Below are 24,814 nucleotides of genomic sequence, written 5' to 3'. Positions count from 1 at the left end.
ATAGTGAGCACGATTTTACAACCGGTGATCACGTCAGCGGGGCTGGCTGCTGTGTTCAGAGCACAGCAAAAAGGCTTTAAGGCGAAAATCACTAAAATAGGTATAGGCTCAGGTGTACATCAAGTGGATGAAAACACGACAAGCCTAAAAGCGGAGCAATATCGATTAGATATTGACTGTGCTGAGTATGATGAAGCACAAAAGCAGCTGCATCTGACGGTACGAGATGACTCTAAAGTGGCGGGTGATGGCTTCTTTGTAAATGAAGTTGGCTTTTACACGGAAGAAGAAGTTAACGGCCAAATTCGCCATGTTTTATTTGCAGTTTACTCAGCTGCGGATCCGATAGCGTACAAGTCTAACGATATAGATTTACTTCTGGCGTTTGATCTGACCCTAACTGGCGTGCCTGGCGATGCTATTACCATTATTGATAAGGGCGTAGACTTTAATATCCTAATCGCCCCTGAGCTTGCCAAAATGGCTCGTTCACAGATCATGAATATGTATCGTCATTTAAAACAAAAGTTTGCATTAATTGACAAAGGTATTTTGTAAGGAAATTTCATGAAAAAAGTAGATAACCAGCGTGCACAAACTTTAGCTGAAGAAGCGCTTAAGCTGATGCAAGAAGCCAAAGTTTTACAACAGCAAGCACAGTGTCAGGCGGCTCGTATTTTAGGCTATCAACAGCAAAGCGACGGACTGGCATTTAAGTATTTAGCCGCGCAGGCAGAGCATGGCGAACACAGTCAACAAGCATTTGACGCGAAACAAGCTTGGCTTCATGCCAGAAAGTCTGTTCAGGCTCGTTATCCAAAACTTCATGGAAAATAATTTGAAACAGATTTTTTAAAAAGCCCGCTTTGAGTGGGCTTTTTGCATTTATGGAGAGATTCAATGTCTTTAGAACAAGATATCACTCGCGTTGTTGAAGCCACCGAAGGTTTAACGGCAACGGTTGATAATCAAATCACGGAAATAAAGCAAACACTGAGCTCAACGGTTGCCAGTACCAAAACGCAAGTGGATGCGCATTTAGCAAGAGCAGATGCTTTGCTAAATTCGTATGAAGAGCGTCAGTCGCACTTCCGAATTACTAAAAACCAAGCGCTTAAAGCAAATGCTGCTGGAACTTTCCCGCTTCATTGGCATGGTGGTTACGTGACAAAAGCGACTTTACTGGAAAAAGTAGAGACGGGCGTAGAGCCAGAACAACGTAGTGCACTTGCAAGAGAGTTTTTACAGGCAATTGGTTCAGATCGTAAATATTTTGCGCAAAGCTTCAATATTTGGGAGCTTGAGTACGCCCCAAATCGTGGTGGAGATCGTATTGGCGAGTATGCATACCTAATGTATCAGTACTTGAGATTGCCAACTGAAATGACAGTTGGTGCGATAGTGAAACATATAAGTGGCGTTGTGCCGGACGCACATTGGTGTGGTGGTTTAAAAGCAGGTGAAGCGGCTAAAGTATGCGGAACAACGTATGCTCATGGCGGCAGAAACTTTTACACCCACTGTCACCCGTATGTGCGTGGCGCCAACTTACCGCCAGAGGCCAAAGGAGTGATCCAAGTTGCATTGCCAGCCGTGGTAACAGGTCATGTGCCACTAGATCGTGCATGGGGACAATTTGCTTATCTGGGTGATGCTGCTGAGCATGCCTACGATACGGTTTAAAACTAGGAGAGATTGAAATGGCAAAACTATTTGTAGATGGCCAATTGGCTGAGCAGTTTTTCGATGCCAGTATGCCACAACATGCGATTGCACAGCTAGTAGCGGATAACTTCGGCGAACAGAGTACATTTTCTGTTGAGTTGACGGTAGAAGAGGCTTTGCAACAAAGTCGTGAAATTGTTCGCTCAGCACTTGAGGAACAAGTTGCGGATTCTGAATCACTGCTTGGTACAACATCGGACACAGTGCATCTACTACTCAATGAGCTGAGTGGTTTCGTAAATAAATTAAGTGCAGCGCAAACACTTGCTGAAATGCGCGCATCTACTGTGTCATTAAAAACAGCGATTGGTGATGTAGAAACAAAAGTAACCAGTGGCGAACTAAGTTTTCCTTATCAAACCAAAGGTCAAAACGACGTAATGGCTGACATTATCGCCCGTGCAAACGGCGTCGATGCTGTCATCAAGGCGCAGTAAGCGCAGTATCAATCGGGTATTGAGCACACTGGATTGATTTTAAATATTCATTTTTGAAACTAAATGCAAAGCCCACCACTTGGTGGGCTTTTTTATTTTAATTTGGAGGTAAATTATGTCTTTAGAGCAGGACATTGCAAATGTAGTCAGTGCAGCAGAGCAGCTAACTGGTATCGTGGATACAAAAATTGAAGATATTAACAGTACGGTTAATAACAAAGTAACTGAGATGAATACTCGAGTTGCGCAAAAAGAATCTGAATTAGATAGTACCGTAGCTCACCATGTGGGTAGGATTGACGCAGCTTTGGATAATTTGGGTATTATCGGTAATGGTGGAGTAGGAACAAGAGCTATTGGCGTTGCTAATTATTTTACGCCGGGTAATGGTCCTGCCACGATTCATTTTAAGCTTCCTCTCAACGTTAAACAGCATAATGAAATGTTTCACATTCGAGTGATTGGTCATGCTTACCACCAAGCTGAAGCGGTAGATGCAACATTTGTAGGATATAGCTTTCCTGATGTGCAAGGGGTTTACCTTCCGCAGGCAACCGGCACACATTTGCCAACCATTTATGTTGGTACTGATGACCATATTTATTGTCGCCTAACCTTTACAAAGTGCCACTTTCTTACTTTGAGTGTCGATACAATGAGAGTGGGAAATGGTCGCCTATTGAAACACGGCGATATCGAAATTATTAATGACCCACAGCAGCAGATATAAGGAGCAATAAAAATGGAAAATAATATCAAACTTGGTTCTGCTGAAGAGCAACAAATAGCGCAACAGAAAAATGCAAAAATGACACTAAGAAACGAGATCAACTATTACGTGGCGGACACTGATTCTCTAGTCGGAACGGCGAGTGACTTAGCTCATTTGTTACTGACGGAACTCAGTGGCTTTGTCAACAAGCTTAGCGAGGCTAATTCTTTGGCTGAAATGCGTGCATCTACCGAATCTTTAAAAAATGCTATAGGCGCGGTTGAGAATAAAGTTGCATCAGCTGAAGTGGTGTTCCCTTACCAAGCTAAGCTACCTTTGTCTGTTATCGATGAAGTAGTCCAGCGAGCCAATGGTGTGAGCCAACTAATAAATAAACAAAATAATCAGAGTTAGTTTTCTCATTAACCAAAACTACATTATCAATCAGCCCACCAACTCGGTGGGTTTTTTTATTTCTAAACGGAGGTTAAAACTATGTCTTTAGAGCAAGACATTACCCGCGTTGTTGAAGCAGCAGAGAAGCTCAGCGATGTGGTTGATACTAAAATTGAAGATATTGACAATCGGGTTGCGCAAAAGGCGCAGGAGATTGATCAAAAAAATGCGGCAGTGGAAAGCCGTTTAACAGCTAAGGAACAGGCGGTTGATGCGAAAATCCGCGATTTTCAAAAATCCTTACCGCTGGCACCAAATACATTGGTTGACTCTAAATATTTCAATTCTATTTGTGAAGCTAACAATACACCAACGGATGTTTTGGTTGCACATAAAGCGCCTTGGACGGCATTTTTGCATGATGGCACAGAAGGTACTGGCACGGTCACTCGCGTAAGTTTGGACAAACTAGACGAATATGGTTTGACACCAAATGAAGATTTTCAGAACCGAGGCATTGGTTACAAAAACCATGGCGGAGAAGCTTTTTATGGTTCTAATTACCGTGTTTTACTCTTTGATATTGAAATTACCAAAGGACGCAATAGTGACGTAAATAATGGCAGCTTATTTGTCTTATCTCAGGGCTGTGATACCCATTTTGGTTGGGGGCGAGGTGAGTTTATAACTCAAGCGAGTTGCTGGATCAATGTGCTTGAATGCTCAGATACAATCAAGTTCTATCCATCGTCAAATCGTTCAGCTCCCATTGAATGCAATAAGTCTGATTTAGGAAAAGGTTGGCAATACAAGCATGCGATCAGATCGGGCTGGGGTGGTTGCCATCAACCTTTATTTAGTGGCTTGGGTAAAATAAAAGTTGCAATGTGCTTGCCGTATGTTGGTACTGGTAATCACGGCGACAATATGGTTTGGGCCGACAGTGTTGGCTTCCCATACACTCACACTGACAGAGCTGCAAGCACAGGAGCATAAACATGGCAATTTTAAAGCAAATTTCCACAGGACGCATTGTAGCTGGTGGCCTGACTACGCAAGAAAGCGCGCAAAAAATAGCTAAAAGTGCAGGTGTGGCTGAAGGAGATTATCAGCTTATTTTTTCTGAAAAAGAGATTTTGGCTTTTCGCCGAGATGGGTATGCGCAAACATGCGATCACTTATTTATCGATTACATGGCTAACCTTACTGAGCTAGGTGACGCGGCACAAGCAACCATTGATGCTAAGCAAGCATGGTTGGATGCAAGGGCTGCAATTAAGGCCAGCTATCCAAAATCTTAAATTGTTTTCCAGTTCTTAGCACCTGCTGTGATCAACGCCGGTGCTTTTCTTAAATCTACTGAAGAGCTTAGGTATGTCATTGACAAACTTTAGCGCCATTGATCTCAGCCGTTTGCCGGCGCCAAACCTCATTGAACCACTAAGCTTTGACAAGATTAGGGCTGAGATTTTAGATGATTTTCAAACTCGCTTTCCCGATGCTGAGCTGAGCCTTGTAAGCGATCCCGTAGTAAAACTCATAGAGTCATTTGCTTATCGCGAGTTGTTGCTGCGCCAGCGCATCAATGATAGCGCAAGTGCGGTGCTGCTGGCACATGCCACCAGCAGTGAACTTGACTATTTAGGTAATCGTTTTGGTGTGGAGCGAGCGTTGTTGGTACCAGCTGACAATGACCAAGTACCTCCTCGTGAAGCTGTATACGAGCAGGATGAGCGTTATCGCGAGCGTATTGCATTGGCTTTGGAAGGTTTCAGTACAGCAGGGCCTGCCGGTGCCTACGCTTTTCATGCACTTAAAGGGTCGCAGCATGTTAAAGATGTACATGTTGATGCGCCGCAATTTGCCTACGTGGATTTACCTGCACAAGTACAAAATCTGTTGCCACCGAGCGCACGACTTCTGGTCTGTACAGATGATGCTGGGTTGACACCAGATGTACTATCTGGCGCTCAGCCTCCAGAACCTGTGCCTGGTGACGTTGTTGTAACCCTGCTTACAGATCAAGGCAATGGCCATGCTACGCCACAGGTCATTGAGCAAGTGCAATCCCAACTGAATAAAGAGAATGTGCGTCCGTTGACAGATAGAGTACATATTAAGTCGGCAGACATTGTTGAGTTTGAACTTGATGCAGTGATACATATTTATCCAGGTATGGATGGGGCTGCGTTAGTAGATGAAGCAAGGGACAGCTTAAACGCATGGCTCAATGAACACCATAAACTTGGTCATGATATATCGCTTTCGGGCCTGTTTGCGGTACTTCATCGTGAAGGGGTTCAGCGCGTAGAACTTAGTGCACCACAGTGGGATATTGTTGTACAGGCACATCAAGCCGCATTCTGTACTCGGGCTTCGATTCAACTAGGGGATGAGTATGTCTAACTTTACCCTGCAAGGGAATACAACAGAGTTAGAGTTGGCCTTGGAGCATTGCAGTGACCGAGTGCTGCAGATCCCCGTCAAAATTGATCATTTATGGGATCCGTGGAGATGCCCTGCGACGTTTTTGCCCTGGCTTGCTGATGCATTGAGTGTCGATGTGTGGGATAGCGGTTGGCCCGAGCACGTAAAGCGTAAAGTCATTGCCGACAGTGTGCCAAGACATAGATATAAAGGCACAGCAAGTGCAGTTAACAATGCGCTGAAAGTACTCAGTGCGAAGGTGGAGCTACAAGAGTGGTGGCAATATGGTGGTGTGCCACATAGTGCAAAGCTATTGGCAATAGCAAGCGAAAACCTTGATAGCAATGGGAACACTTTCCTGAGCCCGAAATTACAGGGACAAATGTGGCAGTCTGTGGTTGCGACTAAGCCGATGCGAACGCAAATTGATTTTACAATTGGCGTTAACTTGAAAAACGACATGCACGTATTTGGTGGTGCTCAGAGCCCATCACTGCACGTTGCCTTGCACCGCGATGACCCGATATTTAATTTTTCCACTGTGGCTTTAAACACAGTGGCTTCTGCACATTCAAGCAATATGCAGACGATCACACTGGGTGACGATCCCAGCTTGGATTTTGAACTAGCCAATATTCAAATGTTCGCAGCCAGTGTATCGAGTCAACTGGGGGCTGGGAGTTTTCAAGATAATCCAAAGGTCAATTTTGCCACATTCTCGATGGTATCGTCTGCTGCGAACACTGCTAATCTGGCCTGCTCTCAAATGAGAGATGCGCCTAAGTTTCTTTACGCATCAAGCAACTCTGTATCAAGCGGTGCCCATACCGTTTCAATTCAAAATATCACGCTTAACTTTTAATCTAAGGTACAAATATGAATGTATATACACCTGTTGTGACCCAACAGGGGATAAATGCTGCGGTCAGCGCCCTTGAGCAAGGGGTCAAAATTCAAATTGGTCATATTGCTGTGGGGGACTCAGGCTATACACCTGATAGAAATCAGACTGCATTGAAGAGTCAAAAAAATACGGCGCCAGTATCCGGTGCCGAAGTTGTTGGCAATGGCCAGTTTCATGTTACGGCAACATTTACTGATGACAAACAGTATGCGGTAAAAGAGGTCGGTTTTTATCTCAACGATCATGCAGATGAAAGTCAACGCACTTTATTTGCAGTGTGGTCACACCCTGAAAATGTGCTTTTTTATCAGACGCCCATTGCAAAGATTGTGCAGGGCTTTGATCTGCTTTTAACTGCGGTACCGCCTGAAAGTCTGGATTTCAACGTGACGGGTGATTTGAGTTTGTATTATGCCGACGAATTTGCAGCGCTCACTATCGCACAGACAAAAGCAATCAGTGCGCAAATTCAATCAAATTTAAGACAAATTCATTTCAATGACCGCCTGTTAAAGTTAGAGGGGTAGTTTGATGTCAAGTTTATCAAAAAGCGTTGCGGAACTGGCCAATAGCAATGCCAGCTTAAGTTTAAAGTGCAATGAGCTAACCGATGATGTGAATCAGCTTTTACTTACATTGGATAGTAAAGTAGACACTGCGTTTTCTAAAGTGAGTACAGAAATAAAAAGCACCCTTGAGCAGACTTTTTATGTCAATGCAGATCCATCCATAGGGAGTGATAGCAATGATGGGACTAGCTTGCAAACACCTTTAAAGACGATGAAAGCAGCAGTTGCAAAACTAGTACCGGGCAGTTTTGCTCGAATAAAACTTGCTGCGAACAATGTAGAGCACCTATCGGCGACTGTAGAGGTACCTGATTGTTCGGTTATTTTTTCTACCTATACACAAGATGATTGGCAGTCCATTGGTTTAAAAATGCATTTTACCGGCGCAATTGCATTTAATACGCGAGGCGATAATGCATCTATCTCCCTAGAGCTATTTGGTGAGTTTCAAAAAACCATCTTGATGAGTGGTAATCGTTTGTTCGAAAATTTGGGTAAGGCAACTTATTCATTATCTAGTGACAGTGCGAGCTTTCCCGTGGTGGTATTTTATCGCAATACCACAGGGCAGTTTTTCCCTTATTTTGTTGCGGCAAACTATGCCAAATATAGCAAGGTAGGCATGCTGTCGATGAGCAATGTAACTTTCGCATCTCGGATTGTAAATATTGCTGACGAAGTCGTTTATGAACCTATGCCCCATATCCGCTTGGATACACCTCCAGTGGGCGGTGCCGTACTTGCAGTATTTAATAACGTTGATATGCACTGTGAGCAATTGTCTAACCCTGGCGTTGAACTAGCTGCTGGCAGTTATCTAATTTCAAAGGCGGCGGGGCTGAACCATATTGCACCGCCCGTAACTGCAAGTGCTGAAGCCTAACACTTTACTTTTCTAATTCCGTCTTTTTTCAAAAACTATATTGAGGACAATATTTATGTCTACACAAGCTAAAACGCTTGAGCAGTTGATAACAGAGCTACATACGACGAATGGTGATCTGATCACTGCTAATAATGACTTAACAAATACCGTTTTAAACAAAACGGGTGAAATTGATGCCGCAGTGGCAAAAGCGCAAGCAGATGTCAGCACTGCAATTACTGCTGGTGATAACCGTATCAGTCAAGCAATTTTAGACTTGGCACAAAGTCACGCAGATATGCGTATTAACTATTATGACCGCAAGTTACATTCCAAAACGAGCCTAATTGAGGGCAGCGGCTTAACGGCTGACCCGAATGATGAAACCCGTTCGAATTGGATTTTAGTGCCACAGGGAGGATCTTGGACCGGCTATCATACCTATCCAGCAGCGAAAGCCATGACCAAGTTGCACACGGTCGCTGGATACTCCTACTCTCCAGGTTATTCAGAGTCACCTGTGCAATATACAACTGATTGGAGTCGTACTTACATGCAGTTTATATTGACAAATCATAGTGCGACGAGCGAGCAGATTAATGACAATATTGCATCTCAAGGCGTTGACGTAAATCGCTCTTTAACTGGCGGTTGGTGGAACGGTTCTATTGTAAAAGATATTCCATGTATGAGTATCTCAGGTTTGCACCCTTATAGCTGTTTGTTTGTCAGATTAGTTAATGTGGTTTCTGATGGCGTGACTGAGCCTGAAGGCTTACAACCTCAAAACATTTTACAATTTGGGGGCAATTGTAACTTCTCAATTGACCGTGCTGTTAATTACCCAAGAATTCCAGAATAGGTGAGATATGTCTGATATAAATCCTCTTGATTATATAGATACTAACTTAACACATGCTAAAGCTGAGCAACGTACACGCATTCACTATGCGGTTGCAGACGCTGACTCTTTAATTGGCACAACTTCTGACACCACGCATGTGTTGCTCATTGAGTTTGCTAAATTGACAAAGGCGATAGCGGCAGCGGCAACACTTGACGAAGTGAAATCAGCGGCTCAGCAGTCTGCGACTATGTTTGCCCCATTGTTAGATAAACAAGCGACTAATCAACTGACTTTTCCCTATCAACACAAAGGTGTAAATAACGTATTAGGTGAAATCGAAGCGCGCGCGCAAGGCGTAGCAGATATTATCAAAGCGTAACAACACTAACTCACCCAGAGAACACCTATGAACTCCCAGTACTTTGATTTTTCTGCGCTGCCAGCGCCAGATATCATTGAGCCACTGGACTATGAAAGCATTTACCAAGCCCGTAAAGAAAGATTTAAATCCATTGCGCCACAGTACGCAGGTGCATTAGAGCTTGAAAGCGATCCCTTGACAGTATGTCTGCAAGTGGAAAGTTACCGAGAACTATTGCTGCGCCAGCGCATCAATGAAGCGGCGTATGCTAATTTGTTGGCGACCGCACAAGGCGGCGATTTAGATCAGCTTGGTGTCTTTTATGGTTTAGGGCGTGCCGAGGGTGAAGAAGACGGTAATTACCGTCTTCGCATTCGGCAAAAAACTCTGGCCTCCAGCACCGCTGGTAGCAAAGATCATTACCGCAATGCAGCGCTCACCGCTGCTCCCAATGCTATCCGTGATGTCGAAGTGGATAGCCCAACCTCCGGACGTGTCCGCGTATCGATTTTATTTCAAGACAATGAACAAGCCGATGTACTACTACAACAAGTGCGAGATTATGTACTAAGTGATCAGGTCAAAGTGTTAACTGATCAGGTAGAAGTCAACTTCGCACAAGAAGTGCCTATCGATGTTAAAGCCGATATTTATCTTCAGCACAATGTGCCTAATTGGGTCTTTACCCAGTTAGAGGATAAATTGCGCGCCGCCTGGCAAGAAACGATGGCGCTAGGGGTTGCAATGACGCCTAGTTGGCTTAGTGCACAGCTTCATGTAGATGGTGTAAAGCATGTTGAAATACACACACCTGATACCTTGATTGATATCGCATCAAATCAATACGCTCAATTAGGGCAAATTCAATTATGTCTCATCACCTAGATACGGATAGTGACGTATTGCTCCCCTACAATCACAGCACCTTACAAGAAGCCATTGTCAAACATGGACAACTTGAATCTGTGCTGGGAGAGGGAATACAGCTATTACGTGGCTTTAAATCCCACCCCAAACAATCCTTGTTACCTTGGTTAATCTGGGAGTACGGCTTGGGAGCCTTGGTTCCTTATCTCGATGACCTTGACCAAGTTTTACAACAGGGACTTGCCTGGCAACGGATCCGCGGTACACGAAAAAGCCTTGAAATGGCCTATGGTTGGCTTGGCTTTTCAATTGCTGACGTTGAAGAGTCTCGCTCTTATCGTCATTTTTACCGTTATCAATGCCATCTAGAACAATTACCCAATATTAATGATGCCGAGCGTATGGCACAACTGGCAGAGCTCAGTGCGCCCGCGAGAAGTGAACTCACTCGGATCACCTATCAACTCGATATAAGAGATTTGACGCTCTCAGCCAAGCCATTTGGGTCACTACTTAGTGATCATTCCGGTTTTAGACATCGTCTAAAAAATGGCAAGTTGCTTCGCATTAGTACACAGCGAACTCACCCTCAACAATTTAGTTTTAGTGGTGAAGCCGCCAGTGGCTTAAATCGAAAACACGATAGTTTTTGGCAGAGCTGTACTTCTCAGGTGCTTGGCTTTTTGCGCCTCAGTGAGCCTGTAGCATGTCAATTTAGTGCGGCATCGACACATAGTCGAAAAACTAGTCGTACGTATTCACTTGGCCAAGCGCAGTGGTTTGGTCATTGGCAAGCGAGCACTTGGTCTGCGATTAGTTCCCCTCAGGTGGTGATTGCGCACCAAGGACATCGCTAATTTTATTCAACACTTCAAACTAACCCTAAACTCGGTTTTCAGTAACTGATTCTTAGTCACTTAATGTGTGCAAGGACAGTATTGCACGGTTGATATATGGATATATAAGGCGAATGAGTTAGCTGCGATGAATAACTGAACTAGGGCCAATAAGGAAATATTTTGGCTATTCTTACTCGTGCAGGGCGAACATTATTCGCCCAAACTATTGCACAAACTCCGATATATTTAGCTTGGGGGCGCGGTGCATCGCAATGGCAAACACCACCAGCAGAACCCATCAACGCTACAGAATTAGCAGATCCAATAGGCTATCGAAAAGCCAAAAAGGTTGGATATTGCTATCCCGACGATCAAGGTGACATCCTTATCCAAGGTGGTCGCTTTTCTCTCTCAACGCAACCTACTCAGCACGTGTACTGTGAGTTTTCATTTGATTTTACCGATGGTGCAGGTGAAACCGTGCGTGAGTTGGGCCTTATGTCTGGCACGCAGGCAAATGCCGATTTACCAGATGGATTGGTGTATTTGACACCAGAACAAGTGGCCTCACCGGGTACTTTATTGCTGCTTGAACATCGTGCTCCGTTAATACGAGAGCAAGGTGTGAGAGAGAGCTTTGAATTTGTTGTCAGTTTTTAGAGGTGTTTATGCTTGAAGATTACTATGAAAAATTTCATGCAGACTCCGGCTATGAACGATTGCTGTTTAGAGCTGGTAAAGGTTTGCAAAGCCGTGAACTGAATGACTTGCAGTCACAAGTTAGCCATCAGCTAAAAGGCGTCGCTGATGTCCTGCTCAAAGACGGAGACTTAGTTAAAGGCGGCGAAGTGGTGATTGACGCAAAGCTTGCAACTGCTTTGATCACTGAAGGAGAAGTGTATATAGCAGGGCAGGTTCGCCCAGTCCCAAGCAGTGTTGTGCCAATTGATATGGCTGCCAGCGTCGATATAGGCGTTTGGCTTACTCACAATGTGGTCACCGAGGAGCACGATCCGAGTTTACGAGATCCCGCTGTTGACGCAATTAATTACGACGAGCCAGGCGCAGCAAGACTGCAACAGATCTGTCAATGGGGCCTGCTCAGCGATGCTATCGGTCCTGATGATGCGTTTTATCCGGTACATAAAATTGAGCAAGGTACGCTCATAATTAAACAGCCTCCGCCACAGCTCGATGCAGTAACACAAGCGCTAGCTCGGTATGACCGAGAAGCCAATGGGGGGAGCTATGTTGTTGAGGGGATGTCACTGAGCTATCGAGGTGCTGAACTTGAACAGCAAGGGTTTAGTCTGGAAGAGGGCAAGGCACATATCGAAGGTTATGAGGTGGCATTTGCCACTGCAAGAACTGCTCAATTTGACTATGACCCAGATATAGGCTCAGTTAAGGAAGAGCCAAAAACATTTCAAGCCAACGATCAAGGTGTTATGCGCATCGACACGGACTTTTTCCCAGTTAGGCAAATAGAAGAAGTCAATGTAACAGTAGAGAAAGCAACGCAGCTTACACGCGGCCAGCTTTCTGGTGGCGAAGATTTGCTTCCTGACGAGTCTGTACTTGAAATTTTGAGCATTACGCAAGGCGATACAACGTATATTCAAGGCGCTGATTTCATCTTTCTAAGAAATCATATTAGTTGGCAGCTCAGTGGTCAGGAACCTGCTGGAGGTAGCCAATATGAAGTGACTTACCGATATCGAAAGCAGTTGACGCTCGATTATGACGAGTATGGCTTTAACCTTAATAAGCAGTTGGCTGACGGCGGCAACGTAGTAGACAACACCTTGGTGACGATAGATTATCAGTGGTATCGGCCACGAATCGACCTTATTGTGCTTGACAGGCTCGGCCAAATTAAGCGCATTAAAGGACAGGCTTCTCATCAATTTCCAACCGCACCTAAAGCGCCTGCCCATCATTTGGCGCTAGCACAAGTTACCCAATCTTGGCTCAGCAACCAAGCCCCAGACATTGAAAACCTAGCGGTTAGGGCTGTGTCCATGTCGCAACTTGAGCAGATGCAAAATCAAATAGGTGATTTGTATCAGTTGCTCGCTATTGAAAGGCTTCGCAACGATGCAAACAGTCAGGATCCGGCCAGTAAATATGGCGTGTTTGTTGACCCGTTTATTGATGATGACATGCGTGATGCAGGTATTGCGCAAACCGCAGCTATTGTGGATGGGGAATTGGTTCTGCCACTGAGTGCGGATATCGCTGAGTTACCAGTACCAAATGAAGGCCTGCTCACTTTGCCTTTTGAACTAGAGGATGTGTTAGAGCAACCAAAACAAACGGGCAGTATGAAGATCAATCCTTATCAAGCGGTTGAGCCCATTCCGGCAACTATTACCTTAACACCGAGTTTAGACCACTGGACTCAGACACAGCGCAACTGGACAAGCCCCATAACAAGGCGGTTTACGCGAGGTGGAGGGTGGGCCAGACGCACAACACAAAACACCCAAACTCAAGTGGTTAGCCGCACAACTCGCAGTGCAGAGTTTTTACGTAGACGTTGGGTGACCTTCTCATTATCAGGGTTTGGTGGTGGAGAAGCGCTGCAACGTGTAGTTTTCGATGGCATAGCGGTCACACCTGAGGAGATATAATGATTAACGCAGATCCTAACGGCCGCTTAAGCGGCCGTTTTTACATTCCAGAGAATATACCTGTTGGTAGTAAAACAGTGCGCTTCGTCGGTGAAAAAGGTTCATTCGGAGAAGCAACTTATACAGGTAGTGGGACGATAGTCAGTGAAACAGCGCGACGTATCACAACCATTACAACCGTACGCTTTGACCCGTTAGCGCAGACTTTTACATTGCCACAAAGCCGCTTTATCGCCGGTGTGGAGTTATGGTTTAAAAAAGTGGGCGCGGATAAACCCGTTCGTGTTCAGATCCGCGAAACTGAGGTTGGTATTCCCAATCAGACAGTGCTCGCCGAAGCGTCTTTAGAGCGAAGCATGTTCCAGCTCAATGGTGCTCCAACGCTATTTGAGTTTGACCCAGTATCACTAAATGCAGGGCAAGAGTACGCCATTGTGGTATTAACCGATGATCCTGACCATGAGGTCGCGATTGCAGAGCTTGGCAAGTTCGATAGCGACAGCGGCTGGGTAACCTCACAGCCCTATCAAGTTGGTGTGTTGTTGTCATCCAGTAATGCATCAACATGGACACCACATCAAAACCGTGACTTAACTTTTCGACTAAAAGCGGCTCGATTTACGCAAACGGAACAAAGTGTACCTTTGGGTCAGATTACGCTTGATGAACATAGTGACATATTGGCCATGGCGGTTATTGAGCGGCCGAGCAGTGAAACGCAGTTACATTTTGAATTTGAAGGTGCACAAATCGGCCAATTTAATCTACAAGAATGGCAAGCACTGAGACTGGCAAATAAGGTCAAAGAGCCTTTACAGGTAAGTGCAAGATTGACGGGGACAAGTACGCAAACTCCGGTTTTGTTTGATAGCGTTCAAACAGCACTCGGTAAAGTAAGCAATGAAGCTGACTATGTGACTCGCGCTATTCCTTGCCAAGTGGGCGGTAGTTTGAAAGTGAGCTTTGAAGCTCAGTTACCTGGTACAGCCAAGGTCGAAGTTTTGATTCAACAGCAAGGGCAGTGGCTGAGTATTCCACTCAAAACCACTCAACCGCAAGGCGATGGTTGGCTGCTCTGTAATTATGAGTTTTCTAACCTCAGCGACGCTCAAGCAAGGGTTAAGCTCATACTTTCAGGTACGCATATTGATAGACCTCGTGTGCGCTCACTTAGAACCTTCTCAATTTAGGAGGGAATATGATAGACGACAAAACCTTGTCTTATTCCTTACCTCTCCCTCATCCCGACAATCTGTTACAGCAAGATGTAGAGCGCATACGTCAGGCCATCACTGATGTTGACCAATTGCTCTATATGCAAACCAATCTTGACCAGCAGCAAGATGCGCTGCTGAACGAGAAACTAAGACGAGTCAAGCTGAATCAGCTGCTCGGCGAAACACTATTAACTATATAAGAGGACATTATGGCGAGTATTCAAAATGCCGTGCAAGTCATGGTAGATAAGCTAGTTGCCGATATGGAAGGCAATCAGCCGCTTACAGCCGAAGAACAAGCATTAGTGAGTAATGCTATTACTAAACTGACCGACAATGCAAAGCTTGAGCAAGCGGTTGTGGCCGTTGCAGAATCACATATTAATGATGCAACATCAACACTACAGCAAGTTTCACAGTCTACAGGTGCTGCCTTGCAGACGGCCACGGAGTCTCTTACGCAAACAAGCACGACGCTTGATACTAAGTCAAGCAAACTAGATTTGTTAGACTCCATGGCACCGAACTTAAATCGCGTCGAATCATTGCAAGCTACTAATAACGCTTTGCAAATTCGACCAATTTTTCCAATGACACCGATTGATACACCGAGTTCTAATGCCACCCACAGAAGAGCGACAGGTGTATTTGCCGTGTATGACAATAGTGGCGATACATATTTGGTAAGGACTGGTTTTACCCATAACGCAAATACTGAACAGTGTCGATTGGAGTACCTAAGACTTAATGCCAATGGTGCTGAAAAAACCACGACGCATACCAGCTTTATATACTCTAATGCGTTTGAGCAAAACCCGGCGAGTAAGATTTATTACTATGGCACCAGTGCTTATTTACCACTAGCGAGTAAAAATAACGCAGCTGATATTCAATACGAAATCGTCTACAGCACACAAGACTCTCAAACGACAGCAGTGGCAAACTATGGTGGCGTATTCTGTAAGTCATCGGGCTTTACCTCTATTACCAAGCCAAAGCAAAATCTAGACGCAACTGATCAATATGGCATTAGTACTTCAACAAATCACAGTTATAACCAAGTGGGTGTGTTGTATGACAATGTCAAACATTGCTTAGTGATGGTTGATGAAGGGACTTCAGTGTTAGTAGAAAAATACCGTGATGGTAATGTGGTAACTAATACTGCGATTGCAAATGCTGAAGAACTTCAAGCTTATGTAGATGCAGGGGACTTTACCGTTGTTAAGTTCATTTATCACAACATACAGCACACTTATGGTTTCCATAACTATAACCAAAATGAGTCAGTGATGAATAGTCACGGTGTTAGCTACTATGGCTTTTTTGGGCGTTATAACGGTGTGACAAAAATGGGCGAGCACAAGTATAGTGCGCATTATCGTTTTACTCACGAACGTCGATTGGAGCCTGTAAATTATTTCTTTAGCTGTAGTACAGGTCATTATAGAACGCCTAGTTCTAGTGGTGCGTATTCTTCTGGCGCTGAAGTAAAGGTTGTTTTGGAGAGTATGGCCGGTGAAATACTAGGTATGTATTCCTATCAGGCAAGGCCGTACCATGCCGGTTACGATAGCGGTATCTTAGGTGGTGCAGTTAGCTGTATTAACCCTTATTCAGGTGCTGGTATTCTTAACGAACACTACACCTATAACCAATATGGCCTTGGCAGAACGTGCCGCGCATTTTAAGGAGAAAACATGAGCTGTGAATATTTTGCCGACAAAGGCATGAAAATTGATGGAAACTACTGGTTAGTTCATCCACAAACAGGGGTTGCTTGGAATGACACGTCTATTGCTGACTACAAGCAAGCTTATGAAGCACAACAAATTCTATTGGCTGAAACGCGCTTGAGCGATGAAAAATCGGAAAAGCTTAAATCAATAAAAGAAGCGGTATTTGATAAGCTAAGCAATGAACAGTGGCGAGTACAAAAAGCCCAGGAGCATGTGCTAAGTGCTGAGTTGGCTGGTGATCAAGCTGAGATAGGCTTGTGCAAAGCACATTTGGCTGAATTGCTAGCACAGCGCGAGCAGCTTCGCCAAGCGAGTGATGAAGCAGAGGAAACTCTTGCGCAGATCTCAACATACGAAGAGTTGGAAGAGTTTACATTTGATGTAAATATTTCATTATAATTTCGACAAAATGACCCGTTTTATTCCCAATAAACGGGTTAGTATCATGAATGCTTGCGAAAGCAACAGACTTGTTATTCCACAACCGAAACCCGCTTAGCTGTGTCGAGCGGGTTTTCTTTTATTGAGTTTTAAGGTTTTTTAATATTATTGCGATTAGGGCAGGAATGACCTGTTTTAGAACCTTAAAATCAGTAAAATACACCTATGCTTGAGAAAAGCTTCAAACAAAGAGTGACGCTTTTAAGCTGATATAATAAGCCCAACAACATCAACGCCATATTGCTTTTACCTCGATAAAAAGTATTTGGCGTTTTTTGTTTTAAGGGACACGTAAAGCTGTTTTAAGGCGGTCATAAATGACCTGTTTTATTTCCTTAAAATCAGTAAAATACACCTATGCTTGAGAAAAGCTTCAAACAAAGAATGAAGCTTTTAAGCAGACAGAATAAGCCTAACAACATCAACGCCATATTACTTTTATCTCGATAAAAAGTGACTGGCGTTTTTTGCTTTAAGGGACAGGTAAAACTGTTTTAGGGCGGTCATAAATGACCTGTTTTAGTTCCTTAAAATCAGTAAAATACACCTATGCTTGAAAACAACTTCAAACACAAATTGAAGTTTTGAGCAGACAAAATGTACCCAACAATATCAACGCCACATGACTTATGTTTCGACAGAAAGTGATTGGCGTTTTTTTGTTTAAGGGTATTTGTTTGACTGTTTTAAGGCGGTCACAATTGACCTGTTTCAAATCGCTAAAATCATTAGAATAACCATAAGCTTGAAAGAGCTTACACAGTTATCCCATGAATCAAAGCCCGTGCTTAGTTGAGTGCGGGTTTTTTATTTTATACAGGAATCTTATGAGTGGTTTTACTAAACTGGACCTGTCAAAAGTCCCTGTGCCAGATATCATCAAAACTCTTGATTATGAACAAGAGTATGAACAACTCAAAGCGCAGTTTTTACTGCAAAACCCACAGTTTGAATCTGCGTTGTCACTAGAAAGTGAGCCCGTTGCGATATTACTGCAAACGCTTGCGTACCAACAGTTATTGCAAAAGCAGGTGCTCAATGATGCCGTGAAAGGAAATATGTTGGCATCTGCGCAAGGTCATGACTTAGATGCGATCGCGGCGAGGTATAACCTTGCACGAAAATCTTCCCCCGATGAATCAGACACAGCATTTAGACAGCGTATTCAATTGGCATTTGATGGACTTAATACTGCGGGAAGCCGTGAGTCTTATATCTATCACACCATGTCTTGTGATGCGCTTATCAAGGATGTGGCAGTGCAAAGCCCTGCGCCTTGTGACATTGAACTGACGATTTTAAGTCACGCAAACAATGGTTTGCCTGAGAGTGACTTAATTAGCAAGGTTGAACATTATTTTGCGGCGCAAGGAAGCGCGCAATCTTCTGTGAATGAGGCCGCATCCAAAGTGCGTCCTTTGGGAGATCGTGTGACTGTGCACAGCGCAAAAATAAAGTCTTTTACGGTTAATGCTGAGCTATCTATTTTGCATGGGCCATCGGGGCAAACCTTGCTGGCAACCGCCAAACAGGCCGTAGAAGCGTATTGTCACTCCCGGCAATACTTAGGAAAAAAAGTCACGCGCGCCGGGATATACGCTGCACTGCACCAATCAGGAGTGGAGGATGTCAGGTTACTTAGCCCGGTTGAGGATATTGTGACCTTAGCGACTGAGGCACCATTTTGTGAGTCGATCACTGTCAATATGGAAAACCTCTATGAATAAGTTGCTGCCACGTAATGCGAGTGAACTATTACATGCACTTGGTGCCCAGTATTCGTCTGGTCAAGTGGTGCGCAATTTACTTTTATCGTTATTACAACTCTCTACGAGAAGCGATGCACAGTTAGTCTGGCTGGCCAAGTTGTGTCAACAACAACCAAGTGATGTGTTGGCAGATCGAGAGCGATTAATGCAATGCACAACATTGCAACTCTTGGTTTTATTGGACCATCCTGAATTTTGCAATCAAGCTCAGCTTCGAGAGTTTGCAATTCAACTAGACATAGCCCAGTGGCGCGAAGAAGCATCAGACTCTGTAAAGCGTGCGCAAGTGAAATCTGCCTGCGTGCTAAATGATAGTCGCTTGCTAATGGCCAGTTTGTGGAACCCGTTTTTATGTCCAGAGGCTTTACTGCCGTGGTTAGCTTGGTCTGTTTCCGTGGATGAATGGGATGAAGCTTGGAGTGAGGCGGTAAAACGCCAGGTTATCGAGGACGCATTTTCAGTACATCAGGTTAAAGGTACACCTTATGCACTGCAAAAAGCACTTGATAGCTTAAATATTAAAACAGAAATCAAAGAATGGTGGCAAGGAGATAACTCAGAAGAGTTACCTCGCGGCACAGTGCAAGTATGGGCGCTGATCAACAGTAATTTGGACGAGCAGCAGCAAGGAATGCTGACCCCTCAAATGTTAAAGCGGGTACGCCGTATAATCGAGTCTGTAAAACGCGGGTCGATACATGTCGATGTGCAGTTAGGTTTGGCATTTGAAGAGCGAATTGGCGCTGCTGGTGTTAAAGCGCCCGCTATTGTCCAGCGCTTTGATGCGCCTGTGGGGCTGGGAGTAAAGCCATCTAAAATCGAAATGAATTTAGGCTGTGTAGGGACGGCGAAAGCACATCAATCATCGCATTTTTCAATAGCTGGCGTGGGTATTAAACCACCATCAAATAAGGGTATTACGCGGTTATCCGGTGCAACGATGAGTAGGAAAACACAGCATTTTACGATGGCTGGTAGTGGCTTAAAACCTGCAAAACTTGCCGATAGTTACGGTGCTTGTGGACTGTCTGCAAGCTATCTATCAATACATAACGCCCCAAAAGGTCAGGGAGTTCTGCCAAGTCGTGGCACTGGGAATGAGTTTGCAGTGAGTGCAACTTGGCAGATTATTTATCAACATTTTAACTTACAAGGAGCCGCTTAATGTCGGCATTAACGCTGCAGTTTACCCAGGTGGGGTTAGATGCTTTGTTGGCTGCTAAAGCCAATGGAAAAAAAGCACAAATAAGTCACATGGCTTTTGGCGATGCAAGCTATACACCTTCGCAAACCCAAACGAGTTTGCAAAACCTTCGAGAGTTACAACAGATACGTGAAGACAACTATGAGGTGGGTGAAAACCACCAGGTCACCGTTGTCGCGTTGTTCGACAAAACGACATCAGCGCCTGAGTATGCGATTCGCGAAGTAGGCGTTTATATTCAAATTGATGAACCTGCTGGTAGTGATAACAACCTGATCCTTTTAGGTGTGTACTCCGAACCAAATCGAACACTTGGCTATCGCACACCGGATGTAAAGATTCTCCAGAGCGTGACGCTGAGCCTTGCGCAATTGCCGTCGGACAGCGTTGAGATAAAGCCTGGTATCGATAATCTCAACATGTTGATTGATAACGAATTAGCGGATTTAACCTTGGTGCAATTGGATACCATGCATCGACAGTTAAAACAAGAGTTACGCTTGGCTGCACTGGAAAAGCTTCAATAGATTAATTAGGAAAATATATGTCAAACGAACATACTACCATCACTGAAAGTTTAGCGAATGTCGCGACAAGAGCGAACGAACTTTGTAATACTGTTGATGAGCAGTTATCAGTAATCAATTCCACTTTGACTGCTGAAAAGCAAAAAATGGCAGCTAAAACGGCAGAGTTGACGGCGCTCACAAACGCAGCAGTAGCTGAGTCAAAAGCAAAAATTGATACACTTGTAGACAATGGTTTTCGTTCAGAGATCCCTTTTTTTAGAGTGACGAAAAACCAAGAGTTAAAAATCAATGGCGTGTTAACGCCCGGAACTAAAGGCACACCAAATGGGTTTGGTAACAGAGCAGGACAATATGACTGTGAAATTGTTGCATACACTCAGCATGGTGTAGAGCCAGACCAAAAGAACCCGGAAATCCAAAAAATGTGGTCGGAAGTTCATCACACTATCCCGAAGCACAACCAGCCAGATTTTGCAATTATCAGATTGACAGCGAAGGATGTTGCAGATTATCCAACACATATCAATAACGCATATTCGATCTATCAAGGCGCTTTGCCACAAAGTGGCATATTTACATTTGGGGCTTGGGTAAAAGTCGAGCAGGGAGAGGTTCATATGGGATACCCTCAGAGCGATGACAGTACAAGGTTGCCAAACGACAATACATGGCACGAGAGAATGTATACGGGCTCAGTTTTATCTGGTGGAGCATATTACAACTTTGGTCCTCACTTTTATCTAAGTAAAGGCGCCAGTTGCTTAATAGCACTGCCTGGTGTCGTGTTAGGGAAAGTGCCAGAGGGACGTTGGGGTTATTTCGAAAGACCAGTTTTTGAGAGGGAGCAATAAATGTTAGAGCAAATTATTAATCAAGAAGATGAGCTTGGTGGAGTGCGTAGTCAATTTGATATTGACGTCGACTTAAGAGCTTTTTTGAAAGATACAGATTGGTATGTGATCAGAGAGTCTGAGACTGGTATTGCCATGCCTGAAGAAATCAAAAAACAGCGCGAATTTGCCAGAAGTCAAATTCAATCGCCATTGCTAAAATAGGTTGAGGGCAATAAGTATGTCAAATGATAACCTATCAATCACTGAGCGTCTTACTAACGTAGCTGCTAGAGCCAATGCATTATGTGACACAGTCAATAATCAAATTGGTGCAATAAATGATGCGCTAACGAATGCTGAAAACAAGTTTGATAACTATATGGTGGGGGCGCGTGCTGAACTGTCCCATGTCTTATTGAGTAAAAATCAAAAGATGGAACCCAATGACAATGGCACGGCGATTAAAGGCTTTACGACCATTGGACTTGAGCGATTTGAGGTGATCAAAGAAGCAACTATCTATGCAGCAGCTGCCAACGACACAGATCATACTGGTAGAGGCGTTGCACAAGACTTTCGCTCCAATGTGTACAACGGTTATGTCAACACACCATTTCATATCTTACGTTTAAAGTGGAAACGAAATACTGCCGCTCATCCGGCGCGCATAGATAACAACTATTGGACAGGTTCCCAGCAAGGCGCGCTGTCTACAGGCTGTTATTTCAAATTGCTGTCAGGCAGTGTTGAGGGATCAATGCAAGCGGTGAAAGACTATAGTAATGGATGGCAATTGCTTGGTTATCATCAAAAAGCAGACAGCCCGGCCAAGTCTTTTTACGGGCCGCACACTAAGCTTGGGCTATCCGCGTCGACGCTCGAAGAGGGCGAGGCGTTAATTTGTTTATTTGGCACAGTTAGCGGCTTTGTTGATTTTGACAAAGCAGGTTGGGGCGTTTACCCAGAGTTTGCCAAGCCTTCTGATGTGTCCGTTGCCACAGCGCAACTTAGTACTCAACAATAATATGGCTTTGGGGATGAAACACGATGCAAATAAAACATAATGATGCGCTCATAGCTTCCATAGGAGAGGTTTTGAGTGCTGCGCAAATTGCCCATTTTCTTGAGCAAAATGAAATTGATATTCCAATTGGTGAGTTAACTTTTATCTACTCCCGTGACGAGGCGTTAGAAGCTCGACGTATTGCGTATACCGCTGAGTCAGATCCTCTGTATATGGAGTGGCAATATGATCAAACGGAAGAAAGTAAGCAAGCTTGGTTTGCGTGTGTGGCAAATATTAAAGCGCGCTTTCCATTTCCAGCTTAACGTATTTGGGCATTTCGTCCATCTCGACTCGCCTTTTCCTTCGAGTCACATCCATCACCAGTATTAACTTCAAAGAGTAATAAACCTCATGCAAAGATGTACCTTAATCAATAAGGTGCTTGAACGCTTATCATCTGGACTTCAAGGGGTGGCACAAGTGGGGCTATTAAAAGCCACACAGCCCTACCCAGATCTGACGCAGCAAGCCCAACTGACAGTCAAGCTGCTCGGCGAACGTCAAGCCAGTGAACTGCAGGCAAAAGGCGCCGACAAAGGTGTCACTTATGGACCGTCGTATAACAAAAACCTCAGTCCAAATTCACTCGACAGAAGAGTGCTGCAGTTGCAGCTAGACATAGAGTTGGAAGACGCCGACAACGCGACGCTGTTGCAACGACTTGACCAGCTGATAACCCACAGTGAGGCACTTGTGATGGCGGACGAAATGCCCATCCATTGGCAACATTTTATCGCGCAAAAAAGTGATATGAGCTTTAGTTACCAAGTTAATTCAACTTTGGCAAAAGCGCAGCTTTTTTGGGACTTTTATTATCAAGTTGAATTCCCTGATGAGCCTGCTGGTCCTGAGATCACGGAAGTGTACCTGGGCCCTAAAGGCGGTGAGTACAAACTGATAAACAAAGTACCTACGACCACTTAGGAGCATTTATGTTAGCTAATCAACAGCAGTCTGAGTTGGCTGCATCTGACATGCAGCATCGCTTTGCCAAGTTAATTTCAATCGGTACGGTTGAAGAGGTTGATTATGAATTGGCTCGGGTCAAGGTGCGTATTGGAGAGTGGCTCACGGCCAAATTGCCCTGGCTCACTCATCAAGCTGCGCAAGATATGACTTGGCAAGCCCCTGAAGTGGGTGAGCAAGTATTGGTATTGGCTCCAAGTGGCGATATGGCACAAGGTATAGTGCTTGGTAGTTTATACGCGAATGCTCATGAACAGCCTCACTACAAAATGAACCATGTTGTCGATGCGACCAGTGCGGGTGGCGCTCTCGTTCAAGCTTTGCCGGCCATTGCGCCACAAGCCCGTGAACATGTTCAACGCACGCACTATCAAGATGGTGCGATTGTTCAGTACGACCGAGAAAACCATGCATACGATATTTTTATTCCGCAGGCAGATCCTCTCGCCAAGATAAACATTTATTGTGGTGGGGATATTAATGTGGAATGTCATAACGATACCAATGTCACAGTTGGCAACGACGCAAATGTCGTAATTGGTAATAACGCGACGGTAGAAATTGGTGGTGCTGCTCAGGTCGATGTGACTGGAACGGCGGATGTTACTGTTGGGGACAATGTTTCCGTAAGCGGTGGCGCAAATATTGATATCACTGCATCGGGCGCTTTAAGTCTGACAGGTGATTCGGTATCTGTCACTTCAACGGGCAGTAATGTTGAAGTACTCGCATCAGCAACTTTAAAACTTAACGGCGCAAATATTAGTGCACAGGAGTAACCGATGCCAGCTATTTCAGTAGATGGTGCGATCACAGATGTCCACGTGGGATTTGCCCCGGGCACTATTTCTGCGTCTCAAACTTCGTTTACAGTTGGTGGAATTGCCGCTTTAAGAGTCGGTGACAGTATTAGCGACCACGTACTTATCGCTGACCCTAAAGTTAAACATTCTGGAATGGTCGTTGCTGCGGGCGCATCCACTTTTACAATAGCAGGAAAACCGGTTGCCAGACTTGGTGATCCTACCAACTGTGGTGGCAAAATCGCCGTTGGTGTTGGCAGTTTTACCATAGGGGGATAAACCATGATAGGAATGAACGCAAAAACGGGAAAGCCATTAGGTGGCGTTGAACACTTAAAACAGAGTATTCGCGATATTGTCACAACGCCACTTGGTAGCCGCGTTATGCGCCGTGATTATGGCTGCGGGTTATTTGAACTCGTCGATAGGCCATTTTCTCATAATCTTGTTGGCGACATTACGATGTCAATTGCCAACGCGTTAGATAGGTGGGAGCCGCGCTTTCGCCTTGAAGGAGTGGCCGTTCACCCTGCGGGGGAAGGTAAAGTCGATATTACTATTGAAGGTCTTTACCTCATTAACAACGAGCCGGTCACTATTGAAGGGATCTTACTCTAATTTATCTTGGTTGATATATCAGTCAACTTCTCATTATTAACTTCCT

The 24,814-nt window shown here is 44.5% G+C and carries 33 protein-coding genes; all 33 read left to right on the top strand.

Annotated features, from left to right (window positions below):
* The first annotated feature begins 3 nt into the window (after window positions 1-3).
* The 33 genes from MHN81_RS10880 (at window position 4) to MHN81_RS10720 (ending at window position 24,768) form a co-directional block, all read left to right on the top strand.
* Window positions 4-558 (top strand): phage tail protein, encoded by a 555-nt coding sequence (locus tag MHN81_RS10880; protein WP_023397100.1) that lies wholly within the window; start codon window positions 4-6, stop codon window positions 556-558.
* 9 nt (window positions 559-567) lie between these two features.
* The gene (locus MHN81_RS10875) at window positions 568-837 is read left to right on the top strand and encodes a hypothetical protein (protein WP_023397099.1); all 270 of its coding nucleotides are present in this window, start codon (window positions 568-570) and stop codon (window positions 835-837) included.
* 63 nt (window positions 838-900) lie between these two features.
* Window positions 901-1,683, top strand: a complete 783-nt coding sequence (locus tag MHN81_RS10870; RefSeq protein WP_023397098.1) for a hypothetical protein — start codon at window positions 901-903, stop codon at window positions 1,681-1,683.
* A 17-nt stretch (window positions 1,684-1,700) separates the two neighbouring features.
* Window positions 1,701-2,162, top strand: coding sequence for a hypothetical protein (locus tag MHN81_RS10865; protein ID WP_239425722.1), 462 nt, complete (start codon window positions 1,701-1,703; stop codon window positions 2,160-2,162).
* 115 nt (window positions 2,163-2,277) lie between these two features.
* Entirely contained in the window at window positions 2,278-2,892 is a 615-nt protein-coding gene (locus tag MHN81_RS10860) for a hypothetical protein (RefSeq protein WP_023397096.1), read from the top strand.
* Between the two features lie 12 nt (window positions 2,893-2,904).
* Window positions 2,905-3,288: a hypothetical protein gene (locus MHN81_RS10855; protein WP_023397095.1), complete on the top strand. Its 384-nt coding sequence runs from the start codon at window positions 2,905-2,907 to the stop codon at window positions 3,286-3,288.
* 81 nt (window positions 3,289-3,369) lie between these two features.
* A complete protein-coding gene (locus tag MHN81_RS10850; RefSeq protein WP_239425721.1) occupies window positions 3,370-4,266 on the top strand; it encodes a hypothetical protein in 897 nt (298 codons plus the stop codon).
* A 2-nt stretch (window positions 4,267-4,268) separates the two neighbouring features.
* Window positions 4,269-4,571, top strand: a complete 303-nt coding sequence (locus MHN81_RS10845) for a hypothetical protein (protein ID WP_239425720.1) — start codon at window positions 4,269-4,271, stop codon at window positions 4,569-4,571.
* Window positions 4,572-4,644: 73 nt separating this feature from the next.
* The gene (locus tag MHN81_RS10840) at window positions 4,645-5,676 is read left to right on the top strand and encodes a baseplate J/gp47 family protein (RefSeq protein WP_239425719.1); all 1,032 of its coding nucleotides are present in this window, start codon (window positions 4,645-4,647) and stop codon (window positions 5,674-5,676) included.
* A complete protein-coding gene (locus tag MHN81_RS10835) occupies window positions 5,669-6,559 on the top strand; it encodes a phage tail protein I (RefSeq protein WP_239425718.1) in 891 nt (296 codons plus the stop codon). The genes MHN81_RS10840 and MHN81_RS10835 overlap by 8 nt, the downstream gene beginning before the upstream one ends.
* A 14-nt stretch (window positions 6,560-6,573) precedes the next feature.
* Window positions 6,574-7,128, top strand: a complete 555-nt coding sequence (locus MHN81_RS10830) for a phage tail protein (protein WP_023397090.1) — start codon at window positions 6,574-6,576, stop codon at window positions 7,126-7,128.
* Between the two features lie 4 nt (window positions 7,129-7,132).
* Entirely contained in the window at window positions 7,133-8,053 is a 921-nt protein-coding gene (locus MHN81_RS10825) for a hypothetical protein (protein WP_239425717.1), read from the top strand.
* A 55-nt stretch (window positions 8,054-8,108) separates the two neighbouring features.
* Entirely contained in the window at window positions 8,109-8,897 is a 789-nt protein-coding gene (locus MHN81_RS10820; RefSeq protein ID WP_023397088.1) for a hypothetical protein, read from the top strand.
* A 7-nt stretch (window positions 8,898-8,904) separates the two neighbouring features.
* On the top strand, window positions 8,905-9,261 hold the full coding sequence (locus MHN81_RS10815; protein WP_023397087.1) for a hypothetical protein: 357 nt from the start codon (window positions 8,905-8,907) through the stop codon (window positions 9,259-9,261).
* A gap of 27 nt (window positions 9,262-9,288) precedes the next feature.
* On the top strand, window positions 9,289-10,128 hold the full coding sequence (locus MHN81_RS10810; protein WP_023397086.1) for a baseplate J/gp47 family protein: 840 nt from the start codon (window positions 9,289-9,291) through the stop codon (window positions 10,126-10,128).
* Window positions 10,113-10,967, top strand: a complete 855-nt coding sequence (locus MHN81_RS10805; protein ID WP_239425716.1) for a phage tail protein — start codon at window positions 10,113-10,115, stop codon at window positions 10,965-10,967. The genes MHN81_RS10810 and MHN81_RS10805 overlap by 16 nt, the downstream gene beginning before the upstream one ends.
* Before the next feature lie 162 nt (window positions 10,968-11,129).
* Window positions 11,130-11,609 (top strand): hypothetical protein, encoded by a 480-nt coding sequence (locus MHN81_RS10800; RefSeq protein ID WP_023397084.1) that lies wholly within the window; start codon window positions 11,130-11,132, stop codon window positions 11,607-11,609.
* 8 nt (window positions 11,610-11,617) lie between these two features.
* On the top strand, window positions 11,618-13,582 hold the full coding sequence (locus tag MHN81_RS10795; protein WP_023397083.1) for a DUF4815 domain-containing protein: 1,965 nt from the start codon (window positions 11,618-11,620) through the stop codon (window positions 13,580-13,582).
* Window positions 13,582-14,772 carry a hypothetical protein gene (locus MHN81_RS10790; protein ID WP_239425715.1) on the top strand — a complete coding sequence of 397 codons (1,191 nt, stop codon included), beginning with the start codon at window positions 13,582-13,584 and terminating at the stop codon, window positions 14,770-14,772. The genes MHN81_RS10795 and MHN81_RS10790 overlap by 1 nt, the downstream gene beginning before the upstream one ends.
* 8 nt (window positions 14,773-14,780) lie before the next feature.
* Window positions 14,781-14,999 (top strand): hypothetical protein, encoded by a 219-nt coding sequence (locus tag MHN81_RS10785; RefSeq protein WP_023397081.1) that lies wholly within the window; start codon window positions 14,781-14,783, stop codon window positions 14,997-14,999.
* A 9-nt stretch (window positions 15,000-15,008) separates the two neighbouring features.
* Window positions 15,009-16,490, top strand: a complete 1,482-nt coding sequence (locus MHN81_RS10780; RefSeq protein ID WP_239425714.1) for a hypothetical protein — start codon at window positions 15,009-15,011, stop codon at window positions 16,488-16,490.
* Between the two features lie 9 nt (window positions 16,491-16,499).
* Window positions 16,500-16,937, top strand: a complete 438-nt coding sequence (locus MHN81_RS10775) for a hypothetical protein (protein ID WP_239425713.1) — start codon at window positions 16,500-16,502, stop codon at window positions 16,935-16,937.
* Window positions 16,938-17,806: 869 nt separating this feature from the next.
* Window positions 17,807-18,706 carry a baseplate J/gp47 family protein gene (locus MHN81_RS10770; RefSeq protein ID WP_239425712.1) on the top strand — a complete coding sequence of 300 codons (900 nt, stop codon included), beginning with the start codon at window positions 17,807-17,809 and terminating at the stop codon, window positions 18,704-18,706.
* Window positions 18,699-19,913, top strand: a complete 1,215-nt coding sequence (locus tag MHN81_RS10765; protein ID WP_239425711.1) for a phage tail protein I — start codon at window positions 18,699-18,701, stop codon at window positions 19,911-19,913. Before MHN81_RS10770 ends, MHN81_RS10765 begins: the two co-directional genes overlap by 8 nt.
* Window positions 19,913-20,479 carry a phage tail protein gene (locus tag MHN81_RS10760; RefSeq protein WP_239425710.1) on the top strand — a complete coding sequence of 189 codons (567 nt, stop codon included), beginning with the start codon at window positions 19,913-19,915 and terminating at the stop codon, window positions 20,477-20,479. The genes MHN81_RS10765 and MHN81_RS10760 overlap by 1 nt, the downstream gene beginning before the upstream one ends.
* 17 nt (window positions 20,480-20,496) lie before the next feature.
* Window positions 20,497-21,333: a hypothetical protein gene (locus tag MHN81_RS10755; RefSeq protein ID WP_023397075.1), complete on the top strand. Its 837-nt coding sequence runs from the start codon at window positions 20,497-20,499 to the stop codon at window positions 21,331-21,333.
* Window positions 21,334-21,537, top strand: a complete 204-nt coding sequence (locus MHN81_RS10750; RefSeq protein ID WP_023397074.1) for a hypothetical protein — start codon at window positions 21,334-21,336, stop codon at window positions 21,535-21,537.
* Between the two features lie 16 nt (window positions 21,538-21,553).
* Window positions 21,554-22,339, top strand: a complete 786-nt coding sequence (locus tag MHN81_RS10745) for a hypothetical protein (protein ID WP_239425709.1) — start codon at window positions 21,554-21,556, stop codon at window positions 22,337-22,339.
* Between the two features lie 23 nt (window positions 22,340-22,362).
* Entirely contained in the window at window positions 22,363-22,644 is a 282-nt protein-coding gene (locus tag MHN81_RS10740) for a hypothetical protein (RefSeq protein WP_023397072.1), read from the top strand.
* 88 nt (window positions 22,645-22,732) lie between these two features.
* Window positions 22,733-23,305, top strand: a complete 573-nt coding sequence (locus MHN81_RS10735; protein WP_239425708.1) for a hypothetical protein — start codon at window positions 22,733-22,735, stop codon at window positions 23,303-23,305.
* Window positions 23,306-23,313: 8 nt separating this feature from the next.
* On the top strand, window positions 23,314-24,126 hold the full coding sequence (locus MHN81_RS10730; protein WP_023397070.1) for a phage baseplate assembly protein V: 813 nt from the start codon (window positions 23,314-23,316) through the stop codon (window positions 24,124-24,126).
* Between the two features lie 3 nt (window positions 24,127-24,129).
* Complete coding sequence (locus MHN81_RS10725; RefSeq protein ID WP_023397069.1) at window positions 24,130-24,429, top strand: PAAR domain-containing protein; 300 nt, start codon at window positions 24,130-24,132, stop codon at window positions 24,427-24,429.
* 3 nt (window positions 24,430-24,432) lie between these two features.
* Window positions 24,433-24,768 (top strand): GPW/gp25 family protein, encoded by a 336-nt coding sequence (locus MHN81_RS10720; protein WP_023397068.1) that lies wholly within the window; start codon window positions 24,433-24,435, stop codon window positions 24,766-24,768.
* The last annotated feature ends 46 nt before the right edge of the window (window positions 24,769-24,814 follow it).

This window comes from Pseudoalteromonas sp. Of7M-16 (genome assembly GCF_022347805.1).
GTDB classification, from domain to species: domain Bacteria; phylum Pseudomonadota; class Gammaproteobacteria; order Enterobacterales; family Alteromonadaceae; genus Pseudoalteromonas; species Pseudoalteromonas luteoviolacea_F.
This window is presented reverse-complemented; position numbering and strand designations above follow the sequence as displayed.